Here is a 13,107-nt window from a genome sequence, read left to right as displayed (position 1 = left end):
TAGTAACAGGACCGAACGCCGAAACGCGAGAGGATCGAAGACATGAGTCGTCCCCCACGTGCGCGCGAGAGCGTGCTCGACGCGTACGAGAACCTCCTGATATCCGACGGGGCTCGTGGCGCCACGATGGATGCCGTCGCCGCGGCAGCCGGCGTCTCCAAGGGCGGGTTGCTCTACCACTACGCCTCGAAGGAGGCGCTCGAGACGGCCCTTCTGGATCGGATGATGGAGCTCGCCCGCCTCGATGTCGATGACATGGCGCGGCACCCCGAAGGCATCGTCGCCGCCTACCTGCGCACCTCCGTCATGGAGGACAGCGCGCTCGATCGCGCGCTCCTCGCCGGATCGCGACTCGCGCAGAGCGGACACCCCGCCGCGAGCGCGGCGCTGCGCGACGTCCGGACGCTCTGGGAGGAAGCACTGCGCGGTCACACCCGTGACGAGACGGCGCTGCAGCTCGTCCTACTCGTGGGCGACGGCCTCTACTTCAACAACGCCCTCGGCGCGGGGGCGGTCGTCGGCCCCGTCCCCCAGGGCGAAGACTTCGACGCGCTCATCCGGCTCGTCCTCGGCGTCGCCCAGCGATGACGATGCCCGGGGCGGAAGCACCCCGGGCATCGTTCCGCTTCGTCAGACCTCGGTCAGCTCGATCTGGCGGAACAGGTCGGCGGCGACCGCCTCGCGCATCTCGTCGAGAAGGTGGTCGGGCACCGGCGAGTCGACCGTCAGCACCGAGAGAGCGCGGCCGGACGCGTCGGGCCGGGCGACCTGCAGGCCCGCGATGTTGATGCCGGCCTCGCCCAGCTTCTGTCCGTAGATCGCGACGATCCCGGGACGGTCGGCGTAGCGCATCACGACGTGGTGCCGCTCGATCGGCACCTCCACCTCGTAACCGTTGATCCCGACGACCTTGGGCACCATGCGCGTACCCGCCAGCGTGCCCTCGACGGTCAGAACCGACCCGTCGGAGAGCGTTCCGCGCAGGATCGTGATGTTGCGATAGAGCGGGCTCTCGGACTCCACGATGAGGCGCGTCTCGATGCCGCGCTGCTCCGCGAAGAGCGGGGCGTTCACGTACGAGACGTTCTCGCTGACGATGTTGGTGAAGATCCCCTTCAGCGCCGCGAGCCGGTAGACGCTGACGTCGTAGTCCGCCAGTTCACCGCGGACCTCGATGTCGAGGCTCGTGAGCGCGCTCGGCGCAAGCCCGGTGAAGATCTGACCGAGCTGCTCGACCAGGGCGATACCGGGCCGGACGAACGGGTCGATGACACCACCGGCGACGTTGACGGCATCCGGCACGAGATCTCCCTCGAGAGCCAGCTTGACCGACTTCGCCACCGAGACGCCGGCCTTCTCCTGCGCTTCGTCGGTCGAGGCGCCGAGGTGGGGCGTGACGACGACGTTGGGCAGCGACAGGAGGGGGAAGGCGGTGCCGTCCTCCTTCGGCGGCTCGGTCGTGAACACGTCGAGACCGGCGCCCGCGATCTCGCCGGTGGTGAGAGCGGTGTAGAGCGCTTCCTCATCGATGAGGCCGCCGCGAGCGACGTTGACCACGTAGGCCGACTTCTTCATGCGTGCGAACTGCTCCGCACCGATCATGCCGGTCGTCTCGGGGGTCTTCGGCATGTGGATCGTGACGAAGTCGCTCTGCGCGAGCAGCTCGTCGAGGGTCAGCAGCGTCACACCGAGCTGCTGAGCCCGGGTGGGCGTGACGTACGGGTCGTACGCCACGACACTCACGCCGAACGCCTGCAGCCGCGCGGCGATCAGCGCGCCGATGCGGCCCAGACCGATGATGCCCACCGTCTTCTCGAACAGCTCCGTGCCGGTGAACGACGAGCGCTTCCAGGCGCCGGCAGCGAGGGAGGCGTGAGCTGCGGGGATGTGACGCGCGAGACTCAGGATGTGTCCGACCGTCAGCTCGGCCGCCGAGATGATGTTGGAGGTCGGGGCGTTGACGACCATGACGCCGGCGGCCGTCGCGGCCTTGATGTCGACGTTGTCGAGTCCGACGCCGGCACGCGCGATGACCTTGAGTGACGGCGCGGCGGCGATCGCTTCGGCATCCATCTTCGTCGCCGACCGGATCAGGACGGCATGCGCGTCGGCGAGGGCCGGGAGCAGCGCGGCGCGGTCGGCGCCGTCAACCGACCGGATCTCGAAATCAGGACCGAGGGCATCGATCGTTGCGGGCGAGAGTTCTTCGGCGATGAGCACGACGGGCTGGGGCACGGACGATCCTCTGGAGCATGCGCAGAAGCGCGGAACGGGTGGTCGCCACGACAGCCGACGGCGGTGCGGCGGGTCGTCTCAGCCTAGCGCGGTGCCGACAGCGCCCACGACCGTGTGACGTTCTGCCGACTCAGACAGCGCCCGAGGTCAGGGCGAAGGACAGGACGTTGAGGAAGAACACCGCTGCGAGCCCGAGCCCCGCGAGGAGAATCATCGCGAAGGCGCCCGAACGTCGGCGCCACCCCAGCGCGAATGCTCCCGCGAAGATGAGGATCGGCAGCGCCACGGCAGCGATCACAGCGACCCACCCGACTGCGGTCCGCGCCGGCGACGGGGTGATCAGCAGCGGGACCGCGGCCCAGACCGCGTATGCGTAGAAGAGACCGAAGGCACCGGCGACGGTGGCCACCTTCCAGACCGCGGGCGTCCGCCGGGCTTCTTGCGTGTCGCGCATCGCGTTCAACTCCCGGCTCCAAGGGTGGCGAACGGCCACGGCACGAGCAGCAGCGCCCCCGCGACGAGCCAGGCGAACCGGATCCAGGCGCGCGACCCACGCGTGAGCACGTAGGTCGCGATGAACCAGATCGCCGGGGCGGCGACGGCCAGCACGAGGACGGGAACCGAGACGGCCGTATCGATGCCGAGCAGACCGCTCAGGTTGTGGACGCGGATACCTCCGACGAACCAGCCGATCGAATACAGCAGATAGATGCCACCGAGAACCCCCAGCGAGATCAGCGCGGCGTTGCTCAGGCCCTCGGGCGCAGCCTCGGTCGAGATCTCACCCGGCTGCTCGGTCTCTGCTTCCGCCAGCTCGTCGCTCTGGCGCCGCGAGGACGCGGGCCCTCCCACGGGCGTGGGCGCAGGCGCGGACACGAGGGTCGGGTCGTCGTCGCCGGCCCAGCTCAGGGCGTCGTCATCACGGCTCGTCACCTCCTCAGAGTAGCGCCGGCCACCGGCGACTGGGAGGAACGAGCGCGCTCCGACGAGGTCAGCGACCGATCTGGCGGCCGCCACGCAGCACGAGCACGGCGACAGCAGCACCGGCGACCGCCAGAGCACCGCCCCACGGGGCCCAGACGGCGGGTTGCGCGAGCTCGGCGCCCGAACCGTCGTGCAGCGAACCGACACGGACGGCATCGGTTCGTCCCGTGGGATCTTCCGCGGGGACCGAGGCACCGAGCTGGGCCGATCCGCCCACATCGGGTCCGCCGTCGACATGGACGACATCGCTCGGCTCGGGCGTCGGCGAGGCCGGGACGGCGTTCCGCGGCGTCAGGCGCAGCAGAGCGCCGAGGCGAACGGCGGTCGGCGCGCGCAGTTCGATGCCGGCCTCGCCTTCGACGCGCGGCGGGACCGGCGCCGGAGCCGGCGGCACCGGAGCGGGAGGAGAGGGCTCCGATGTCGGCTGACTCGGCGACGGGCTGGAGCTGGGCGACGGCGTGGGCTGCGCGTCGGTCGGGGAGGGCTCCGGCGTCGGCTCGGGAGAGGGCGTGCCGCTCTCCCCCGGCGCCGGGGTCACGACATCCTCGTTCGTCTCTCCGTCCTCAGGCTCCGTCGGTGTGACCGGAGCGTCCGACCGCGGAACGATCTCGATCTCATCGGTCGCGACCGACCAGGCGGACGGAGCGGTGATCGCCCCCGCGATCACAGAAGCTGCGACGCACACCGCCCCCAGGCGCGCGCGAGCGAACTGCTTCTTACGGACGGGCATGCATCCATCGTAAAAGGTCGGGGCGATGCAAGCACGCCGAAAGCCCGGCCCCTGATGGGGACCGGGCTTCCGTGGCACGAGGCCGGGCTCGACGGGGTGCCGCCGAGGGTCACAGAACGGACGGAGCCGTCCGTCACGGGTCAGCGCGCGGCGCTGCCCTCGATGTAGTCGCTGTCCTGCTGCTTCCAGGCGAAGAGGCCACGCAGCTCCTTGCCGGTCGCCTCGATGGGGTGACCCTGCTCCTTCTCGCGGAGGCCGAGGAACTCGGTGGCGCCGTTGTCCTGGTCGGCGATGAAACGCTGCGCGAACGCACCCGACTGGATGTCGGCGAGCACGGCCTTCATGTTCTCCTTGACCTCGGGCGAGATGACGCGGGGGCCGGAGACGTAGTCGCCGTACTCTGCCGTGTCGGAGATCGACCAGCGCTGCTTGGCGATGCCGCCCTCCCACATGAGGTCGACGATGAGCTTGAGCTCGTGGAGCACCTCGAAGTAGGCGATCTGCGGCTGGTAGCCGGCCTCGATGAGGGTCTCGAAGCCGTACTGCACGAGGTGGCTCATGCCACCGCAGAGCACGGCCTGCTCGCCGAAGAGATCGGTCTCGGTCTCTTCCGTGAAGGTGGTCTTGATGACGCCGGCGCGCGTGCCGCCGATGGCCTTGGCGTACGACAGCGCGGTGTCCCAGGCCGAACCCGACGCGTCGCGCTCGACGGCGATGATGTCGGGGATGCCGCGGCCGGCGACGAACTCGCGGCGCACGGTGTGGCCCGGCGCCTTCGGAGCGACGAGGATGACGTCGACGCCCTCGGGAGCGTCGATGTAGCCGAAGCGGATGTTGAAGCCGTGCGCGAACGCGAGGGTCTTGCCCGCCGTCAGCTTGTCCTTGATGGAGTCGGCGTAGATCGAGCGCTGGTGCTGATCGGGAGCCAGGATCATGATGAGATCGGCCCACTCCGCGGCATCCGCGACGTTCTTGACCTCGAAGCCCTCGTCCTGCGCCTTCGCGGCCGACTTCGAGCCGTCCTTGAGCGCGATGACGACCTCGACGCCGGAGTCTCGGAGGTTCTGGGCGTGGGCGTGTCCCTGCGAGCCGTAGCCGACGATCGCGACCTTCTTGCCCTGGATGATGGACAGGTCGGCGTGGTCGTCGTAGAAGATCTCGGCCATGTTCGTGTGTTTCTCCTTGATTCGTGGTTCGGAAGGTCAGCCGCGCAGAACGCGCTCGGTGATGCTCTTGCCGCCGCGCCCGATGGCGAGCAGACCCGACTGGGCGAGCTCCTTGATGCCGAAGGGCTCGAAGGCGCGGAGGATCGCGTCGATCTTGCCGCGATCTCCGGTCACTTCGACGACCAGGGCATCGGGTGCGTAGTCGACGATCGACGCCCGGAACAGGTTCGCGACCTCGATGACGTTGGAGCGGGTCTGGTTGTCGGCCCGCACCTTGATGAGGATATGCTCGCGCTGCACCGACGACGAGAAGTCGAGCTCGACGATCTTGATGACGTTCACGAGCTTGTTGAGCTGCTTGGTCACCTGCTCGAGCGGCAGCTCCTCGACGTCGACGACGACCGTGATGCGCGAGAGACCCGGCACCTCGGTGACGCCGACCGCGAGCGATTCGATGTTGAAGCCGCGTCGGGCGAACAGCCCGGCGACTCGGGTCAGCAGACCCGGCTTGTCCTCCACCAGGAGGCTCAGCACGTGGCGCGACATCTCAGGCCTCCTCGTCGAATGCGGGCGCGTGCTCGCGGGCGTACTGGATGTAGCTGTTGCTGACACCCTGCGGGACCATCGGCCACACCATCGCGTCCGCGCTCACGACGAAATCGATCACGACGGGGCGATCGTTCGTCTCGAGTGCGAGCTTGATGGCGTCGTCGATCTGGTCCTCCGTCTCGACCCGGATGGCGAGGCAGCCGTACGCCTCGCCGAGCTTGACGAAGTCGGGGATGCGCGCCGTGCCGTGCCCGGTGTTCAGGTCGGTGTTCGAGTGGCGGCCGTCGAAGAACAGCGTCTGCCACTGGCGCACCATGCCGAGTGACGAGTTGTTGATGATGGCGACCTTGATCGGGATCTGATTGATGACGCAGGTCGCCAGCTCCTGGTTGGTCATCTGGAAGCAGCCGTCGCCGTCGATCGCCCAGACCACACGGTCGGGCTCGGCGACCTTCGCGCCCATGGCCGCGGGGACCGCGTACCCCATGGTGCCGGCGCCCCCGGAGTTGAGCCACGAATTGGGGCGCTCGTACTTGATGAACTGCGCAGCCCACATCTGGTGCTGACCGACGCCGGAGGCGTACACGCCCTCGGGACCGGTGAGCTCGCCGATGCGTTGGATCACGTGCTGCGGCGACAGCAGACCGTCGGTGGTCGGGGCGTAGCCGAGGGGGAATTCCTCGCGCAGCCCGTCGAGGTACGCCCACCACTCGGTCGTGTCGGGCTTTCCGTCGCCGATCACGCCACGGAACGCCGACTCGAGGTCGACGAGCACGTCGCGCACATCACCCACGATGGGCACATCCGCGAAGCGGATCTTCGAGATCTCTGCGGGGTCGATGTCGACGTGCACGACTTTCGCGTGCGGGGCGAACAGCGACGCCTTGCCGGTGACACGGTCGTCGAACCGCGCACCCAGCGCGACGATCAGGTCGGACTCCTGCAGCGCGAGCACAGCGGGAACCGTGCCGTGCATGCCGGGCATGCCGAGGTGCTGGGGGTGCGAGTCGGGGAACGCGCCACGAGCCATGAGGGTCGTCACGACCGGCGCACCCGTCGCCTCGGCGAGAGTGAGCAGCTCGTCCGAGGCGCGCCCCCGGATGACGCCGCCGCCGACGTAGAGCACGGGCTTCTGCGACTCGGCCAGCAGCTGCGCGGCGGCCTGGATCTGCTTGCCGTGCGCCTTGGTCACCGGGCGGTAGCCCGGCAGGTCGACCTTCGGCGGCCACACGAATGGCGCCGTGTTCTGCTGAGCGTCCTTCGTGATGTCGACGAGCACGGGGCCGGGACGCCCGGTGCCGGCGATCTCGAAGGCTGCGGCGATGGCGCCGGGGATCTCCTCGGCGGTCTTCACGAGGAACGAGTGCTTCGTGATCGGCATCGTGATGCCGACGATGTCGGCCTCCTGGAAGGCGTCCGTTCCCATCAGGGTCGAGAACACCTGGCCCGTGATGCACACGAGCGGGACGGAGTCCATGTAGGCGTCGGCGATCGCCGTCACGAGGTTCGTCGCTCCGGGACCCGAGGTGGCGATCGCCACCCCGACCCGGCCGGATGCCGCGGCGTAGCCCTCGGCGGCGTGACCGGCGCCCTGCTCGTGCCGGACGAGGATGTGGCGGACCGCCTCATCGTCCATGAGCGGGTCGTAGACGGGCATGATCGCGCCGCCCGGGAGCCCGAAGACCTCGGTGACGCCGAGGTTGTCGAGCGAGCGGACGACGGCCTCTGCGCCCGTGATCACGGGAGCCGAGGGCGTGCGGGACGGCGGCCGGGGAATGGCCGCGGAGATGTCGGTGGACATGGTGATGAACCTCGCTGGAGAAGAGGAGACGATGTCGGAGCCGAAGTCAGCCGGTAGTCGCGCCCTCCGCGGCGGAGCGCACGAGCTTGGAGTACTTGGCAAGAACGCCACGGGTATAGCGCGGGGGAAGAGGAGCCCAGCCGTCACGGCGAGCGTTCAGCTCAGCCTCGTCGACGAGTAGGTCGAGGGAGCGAGCCGCGATATCGACCCGTATCAGATCACCATCGCGCACGAATGCGATGGGACCTGCGTCCACCGCTTCGGGTGCTATGTGGCCGATGCACAGGCCGGTTGTGCCGCCTGAGAATCGTCCGTCCGTCAAGAGTAGTACATCTTTGCCGAGGCCGGCGCCCTTGATGGCGGCCGTGATGGCGAGCATCTCGCGCATGCCGGGTCCGCCCTTCGGGCCCTCGTAGCGGATGACGATGACCGAGCCCGGCTCGATCTCGCCGTTCGCGACGGCATCCATCGCAGCCCGCTCGCGCTCGAAGACGCGCGCAGGTCCCTCGAACACGGCCGCGTCGAATCCGGCGGTCTTGACGACGGCGCCCTCGGGGGCGAGCGAACCGTGCAGGATCGTGATCCCGCCGCTGGCGTGGATCGGGTTGTCGAACGTGTGGATGACCTTGCCGTCGATGGGCTCCGGGTCGAGCTCGCGCAGGTTCTCGGCGAGCGTCTTGCCGGTCACCGTCAGAGCGTCGCCGTGCAGCAGGCCCTCGTCGAGCATCGCCTTCATGACGACCGGGATGCCGCCGTGACGGTCGACGTCGTTCATGACGTACTGGCCGAAGGGCTTCATGTCCGCGACGTGGGGCGTCTTGTCCCCGATGCGGTTGAAGTCGTGCAGGCTGAGGTCGACCTCCGCCTCGCGGGCGATCGCGAGGAGGTGGAGGACGGCGTTCGTCGAGCCGCCGAGGGCCATGACAAGCGCGATCGCGTTCTCGAAGGCCTCCTTCGTCAGGATGTCCTTCGTCGTGATGCCCTGGCGCAGCAGGTTGACGACGGCCTCGCCCGAGCGGTGGGCGTAGTAGTCGCGGCGACGGTCGGCCGACGGCGGCGCGGCGGAGCCCGGCAGGCTCAGACCCAGGGCCTCGCCGACGGAGGCCATCGTGTTGGCGGTGTACATTCCGCCGCACGCGCCCTCGCCGGGAACGATGGCGCATTCGATGCGCTTGAGGTCGGCCTCGCTCATCTTGCCTGCGCGACAGGCACCGACGCCCTCGAACGAGTCGATGATCGTGACGTCCTTCTCCGTGCCGTCGCTGAGCTTGACCCATCCGGGCATCGTCGATCCGGCGTACAGGAAGACGCTCGAGAGGCCGAGGCGGGCGCTGGCCATCATCATGCCCGGGATCGACTTGTCGCAGCCGGCGAGAAGGACGGTGCCGTCGAGCCGTTCGGCCATGATGACGGCCTCGACGGAGTCGGCGATGACCTCGCGCGAGACGAGTGAGAAGTGCATGCCCTCGTGGCCCATCGAGATGCCGTCCGAGACGGAGATGGTGCCGAACTGCAGCGGGTAGCCGCCGCCGGAGTGCACACCCTCCTTGGCGCCCTGCGCGAGGCGGTCGAGGCTCAGGTTGCAGGGCGTGATCTCGTTCCAGCTCGAGGCGATGCCGATCTGGGGCTTGTCCCAGTCCTCATCGCCCATACCGACGGCACGCAGCATGCCTCGGGAGGTCGTGGCTTCGATGCCGTCGGTGACGGCACGACTGCGGGGCTTGATGTCGATGGTCTCGGAGCTGTCGGGCATTCTCGAATTCTATGCCCGCGGGCCGAGGCTCATTCTCCGGCGCGCGCCTCGGCGAGCCGGCCGAGCATCTCCGCGAGCGCGGCGGCATCCGGCACCCGATACGCGGCGACGCTCTCTCCCCCGCCGACCCGGATGCCGACGTCAGCGGCGCCGAGCGATCGCAGCGCGTCCTCATCGGTCACATCGTCGCCCGCGAACACGACGACGTCGGCACCGACCCGCTCGCGGAGGCTGCGCACTGCCGAGTCCTTGCCCTCGTGCCGCGATGCGAACTCGAGGATGTCCTGGCCGGTACGGCGTCGCCACGTCGGGGCTTCCGCGCGGACGAGTTCGTCGATACGCGCCGCGGCGTCGGCCGCGCTCGTTCGATCGGCGAGGCGCGTGTGGAGGCCGAATCCGAATCGCTTGTGCTCGATCCACGCGCCCGCGATGCCCTCGACCGTCTGCTCCGCCCGCGCCGTCAGGTCGTCGCGGAGGGCGGCGTCGTCATCGGATTCGGAATCGGCCCGGGCACCCGGATGCCAGAACTCGGCACCGTGCGAACCGGCGAGATGGATCCGCGAATCGGGTTCGCGCTCGGAGATCTCCGCCAGATGCTCGAGCGTTCGGCCCGATACGAGAGCGACGGTCGTCTCGGGTGCCTGCGCGAGCCGCGTGAGCGCTTCGCGTGCCGCGGGCAGCATCCGGGCCGACATGGGCTCGTCGACCAGCGGGGCGAGAGTGCCGTCGAAATCGAGGGCGACGAGGAGATGCCGCGCGCTCGCGGCGCGTTCGACGGCTTCTGCGATGCCGTCGGGCGTCGTGTACGCCACAGCGCTCATGCGCGGTGCTCCGCCTCGGTGGCCGCGGTCGAGATCGCGCGTGCGCCGGCAGCGGAATGGGCCGGGCTGTTGGAGCGAGCCGCTGACGCGAGCGCATCGAGGAATGCTCGCGACCAGTCCTCGACGTCGTGTTCGCGCACGCGTTTGCGCAGAGCGCGCATGCGCCTTCCCTGCTCGGCCGCGGGCATCTCGATCGCCCGCACAATGGCATCCTTCATCCCGTCGATGTCGTGCGGGTTGATACGAACGGCGCTCGCGAGCTCATCGGCGGCCCCGGCGAACTCGCTCAGCACGAGCACGCCCCGGTTGTCGATGCGACTCGCGACATACTCTTTCGCGACCAGGTTCATGCCGTCGCGGAGCGCGGTGACGAGCATGATGTCGGCAGCGAGGTAGAGAGCGACCATCTCTTCGCGCGGGAAGGCTTGGTGCATGTAGCGGATCGCGCTGTGACCCCATGTGTCGTGATCGCCGTTGATACGCGCGACCGTCAGCTCGATCTCGTCCCGCAGCTGCACATACGACTCGACGCGCTCGCGGCTCGGGCTGGCGACCTGCACGAGCGTCGCATCCTCGACCGAGACGCGCCCGTCTTCGATCAGCTCGCCGAACGCCTTCAGCCGGTGCCGGATGCCCTTGGTGTAGTCGAGCCGGTCGACCCCGAGCAGCACCGTCTTGGGGTTGCCGAGGTCTTCGCGGATCTCCGCGGCTCGCGCCTGGATGTCGGGGCGCTGCGCGAGCTCGATGTAATCGTCGGTCGAGATCGAGATCGGGAAGGCCTTCGCGAGAGCCGTACGGTGTCCGCCGCCCTCCGCCGGGACGCGGATGCCGCTCGCCTTCGTCTCGTACCGCAGCTGGCGCCGCACGGCGCGGGCGAAGTTGCCGGCATCGGCGATCCGCTGGAAACCGATCACGTCGGCGCCGAGCAGCCCCTCCAGAACCTGCTTGCGCCACGGAAGCTGCGAGTACAGTCCGTACGCCGGGAACGGGATGTGGTGAAAGTAGCCGATCGTCAGATCGGGCCGCATGTCGCGGAGCATCTTCGGAACCAGCTGAAGCTGGTAGTCCTGCACCCACACGGTGCCGCCGTCCGCCGCGACAGCCGCCGCCGCTTCGGCGAAGCGACGGTTCACACGCTGGTAGGCCTCCCACCAGTTGCGTCGGTACCGCGGCGCGGCGATGACGTCGTGGTACAGCGGCCAGATCGTGTCGTTGGAGAAGCCCTCGTAGTAGTCCTCGACGTCAGCGGCGCTGAGAGCGACGGGCACGAGGTGCATACCGTCGAAGTCGAACGGTTCGAACTCGAGATCGGGCTTGCCGGGCCAGCCGACCCAGGCCCCCTCGGTGCGGCGCATGACGGGCTCGAGGGCCGTGACGAGCCCTCCGGGCGAACGGCGCCATTCCCCGTCCCCACCACCATCCGTGTTCCGGTCAACCGGAAGCCGGTTGGCGACGACGACGAAATCAGCGGTGCTCATGCATGCCTCCAGGCTGCGATCGGCGGTGATCCCAGCCTACCCGCGCGCCCGGCGACCCTCAGGGCCAGCTACGTTTGTGGTATGCGCAAGTACCTCTTCGGCACCGGCCTCTTCTCCGCGATCACCGGCGGCGTCACGCTGCTCCGCTCGGCCCGCAGCGACGAGCCGTTCACGTGGCGCACCGCCCTCGCCTGGCTCAGCTGGGGCATCACGATGGCGCTCGCGATCGGCGCCGTGGTCGACAGCTACCGCGGGGCGCGCGGACGTCTCGTCGCGGACGACTCCAACGTCGACCGCGACAAGCTCTTCGCCGAGCGGGTCAAGCGCAACCGCCGCTGACCGCGACCCGTCGCCGTACCGGGTCAGCGGGTCAGAATGAGGGCCTCGCCCTGACCGCCGCCCCCGCACAGGCCTGCTGCGGCCGTGCCCGAGCCGCGGCGCGCGAGCTCATGGGCCAGATGCACGACGAGCCGCGCCCCGGATGCGCCGATGGGGTGGCCGAGAGCGATTCCCCCGCCGTCGATGTTGACGATGTCGGGCGAGATGCCCAGGCGGCGCTCCGAGGCTGCCACGACGGCACCGAACGCCTCGTTGATCTCGATGAGGTCGAGGTCGGATGCCGTCATTCCCTGCTTCACCAGTGCGCGCTCGATCGCGGCGGCCGGCTGCTCGTGGAGTGAGTTGTCGGGTCCAGCCACCTGACCGCTGGCACCGAGCACGGCCAGTACCGGCCATCCCTCGCGCTCCGCGCGCTCGCGGGTGGTGAGGAGCACCGCGGCTGCGCCGTCGGAGATCTGCGAGGCGTTGCCCGCCGTGATCGAGCCGTCCTTCGCGAAGGCGGGGCGCAGGCCGGCGAGAGTGTCGACGGTCGTGTCGGCGCGGATACCCTCGTCGGTGTCGACGACGACAGGCTCGCCTCGTCGCTGCGGAACGGTCACCGGCGCGATCTCAGCCGCGAAGCGGCCCGCGTCGCGGGCAGCCGCGGCACGCTGGTGCGAGCGCGCGGCGACGGCGTCCTGCTCCTGGCGGGTGACGTCGAAGCGCGGGTTCAGACGCTCGGTCGAGGCGCCCATGCTCTCGCGATCGTACGCATCGGTCAGACCGTCGAACGCGGCGTGGTCGAGCACCTCGATCGATCCGTACGACCATCCCGAGCGAGAGCCGGGAAGGAGGTGTGGCGCTCGGCTCATCGACTCCATGCCGCCCGCGACGACCACCTCGGCGTCACCCAGCGCGATCATGCGCGACGCGTCGATGATCGCGGTGAGGCCGGACAAGCAGACCTTGTTGACGCTGGAGGCCGGGACATCCCACCCGATCCCGCCCGACAGCGCCGCCTGACGAGCCGGGTTCTGCCCGTTTCCGGCGGGGAGCACCTGCCCCATGATGACCGCGTCGACGGCATCCGCGGGAACGCCCGAGGCCGCGAGCGCCGCGGCGATGGCCGCCCCACCGAGCTCGGGCGCCGGAAGAGACGAAAGACTCCCCTGTAAGCGCCCCTGCGGGGTGCGAGAGGCTGCGACGATGACGATCTCGGGCGGGGTCATGCTCCCAGCCTAAGAGCGGACCCGACATCAACGGGCGACGCCG

At 69.2% G+C, this 13,107-nt stretch carries 13 protein-coding genes; 2 read left to right on the top strand and 11 right to left on the bottom strand.

Annotated features, from left to right (window positions below; translation table 11 throughout):
- Nucleotides 1-42 precede the first annotated feature (42 nt).
- The gene (locus tag C1N74_RS07270; protein ID WP_181405591.1) at nucleotides 43-588 is read left to right on the top strand and encodes a TetR/AcrR family transcriptional regulator; all 546 of its coding nucleotides are present in this window, start codon (nucleotides 43-45) and stop codon (nucleotides 586-588) included.
- A 42-nt stretch (nucleotides 589-630) separates the two neighbouring features.
- Here C1N74_RS07270 and serA read toward each other — a convergent pair whose 3' ends face one another.
- The 10 genes from serA to C1N74_RS07220 form a co-directional block, all read right to left on the bottom strand.
- The gene (serA, locus tag C1N74_RS07265) at nucleotides 631-2,235 is read right to left on the bottom strand and encodes a phosphoglycerate dehydrogenase (RefSeq protein ID WP_064956664.1); all 1,605 of its coding nucleotides are present in this window, start codon (nucleotides 2,233-2,235) and stop codon (nucleotides 631-633) included.
- A gap of 130 nt (nucleotides 2,236-2,365) precedes the next feature.
- Nucleotides 2,366-2,689, bottom strand: coding sequence for a hypothetical protein (locus C1N74_RS07260; protein ID WP_023951066.1), 324 nt, complete (start codon nucleotides 2,687-2,689; stop codon nucleotides 2,366-2,368).
- A gap of 5 nt (nucleotides 2,690-2,694) precedes the next feature.
- Nucleotides 2,695-3,168: a hypothetical protein gene (locus tag C1N74_RS07255; RefSeq protein WP_023951068.1), complete on the bottom strand. Its 474-nt coding sequence runs from the start codon at nucleotides 3,166-3,168 to the stop codon at nucleotides 2,695-2,697.
- Between the two features lie 58 nt (nucleotides 3,169-3,226).
- Nucleotides 3,227-3,949: a hypothetical protein gene (locus tag C1N74_RS07250; RefSeq protein WP_023951070.1), complete on the bottom strand. Its 723-nt coding sequence runs from the start codon at nucleotides 3,947-3,949 to the stop codon at nucleotides 3,227-3,229.
- A 140-nt stretch (nucleotides 3,950-4,089) separates the two neighbouring features.
- Nucleotides 4,090-5,115, bottom strand: a complete 1,026-nt coding sequence (gene ilvC / locus C1N74_RS07245) for a ketol-acid reductoisomerase (protein WP_023951072.1) — start codon at nucleotides 5,113-5,115, stop codon at nucleotides 4,090-4,092.
- 36 nt (nucleotides 5,116-5,151) lie between these two features.
- The gene (gene ilvN / locus C1N74_RS07240; protein WP_023951074.1) at nucleotides 5,152-5,661 is read right to left on the bottom strand and encodes an acetolactate synthase small subunit; all 510 of its coding nucleotides are present in this window, start codon (nucleotides 5,659-5,661) and stop codon (nucleotides 5,152-5,154) included.
- A gap of 1 nt (nucleotide 5,662) precedes the next feature.
- Nucleotides 5,663-7,465, bottom strand: coding sequence for an acetolactate synthase large subunit (locus C1N74_RS07235; RefSeq protein WP_064956667.1), 1,803 nt, complete (start codon nucleotides 7,463-7,465; stop codon nucleotides 5,663-5,665).
- A 46-nt stretch (nucleotides 7,466-7,511) separates the two neighbouring features.
- Nucleotides 7,512-9,218 (bottom strand): dihydroxy-acid dehydratase, encoded by a 1,707-nt coding sequence (gene ilvD, locus C1N74_RS07230; RefSeq protein ID WP_023951078.1) that lies wholly within the window; start codon nucleotides 9,216-9,218, stop codon nucleotides 7,512-7,514.
- A gap of 29 nt (nucleotides 9,219-9,247) precedes the next feature.
- Complete coding sequence (gene otsB / locus C1N74_RS07225) at nucleotides 9,248-10,039, bottom strand: trehalose-phosphatase (RefSeq protein ID WP_137750266.1); 792 nt, start codon at nucleotides 10,037-10,039, stop codon at nucleotides 9,248-9,250.
- Complete coding sequence (locus C1N74_RS07220; protein ID WP_023951082.1) at nucleotides 10,036-11,517, bottom strand: trehalose-6-phosphate synthase; 1,482 nt, start codon at nucleotides 11,515-11,517, stop codon at nucleotides 10,036-10,038. Before C1N74_RS07220 ends, otsB begins: the two co-directional genes overlap by 4 nt.
- Before the next feature lie 81 nt (nucleotides 11,518-11,598).
- On the opposite strand from C1N74_RS07220, the gene C1N74_RS07215 reads away from it, so the two are divergent.
- Nucleotides 11,599-11,856 carry a hypothetical protein gene (locus tag C1N74_RS07215; protein WP_023951084.1) on the top strand — a complete coding sequence of 86 codons (258 nt, stop codon included), beginning with the start codon at nucleotides 11,599-11,601 and terminating at the stop codon, nucleotides 11,854-11,856.
- A 23-nt stretch (nucleotides 11,857-11,879) separates the two neighbouring features.
- On the opposite strand, the gene C1N74_RS07210 is transcribed toward C1N74_RS07215, so the two are convergent.
- On the bottom strand, nucleotides 11,880-13,064 hold the full coding sequence (locus C1N74_RS07210; RefSeq protein WP_137750265.1) for an acetyl-CoA C-acyltransferase: 1,185 nt from the start codon (nucleotides 13,062-13,064) through the stop codon (nucleotides 11,880-11,882).
- Nucleotides 13,065-13,107 lie beyond the last annotated feature (43 nt).

Source organism: Microbacterium sp. SGAir0570, from assembly GCF_005491085.2.
Lineage (GTDB): Bacteria > Actinomycetota > Actinomycetes > Actinomycetales > Microbacteriaceae > Microbacterium > Microbacterium arborescens.
This window is presented reverse-complemented; position numbering and strand designations above follow the sequence as displayed.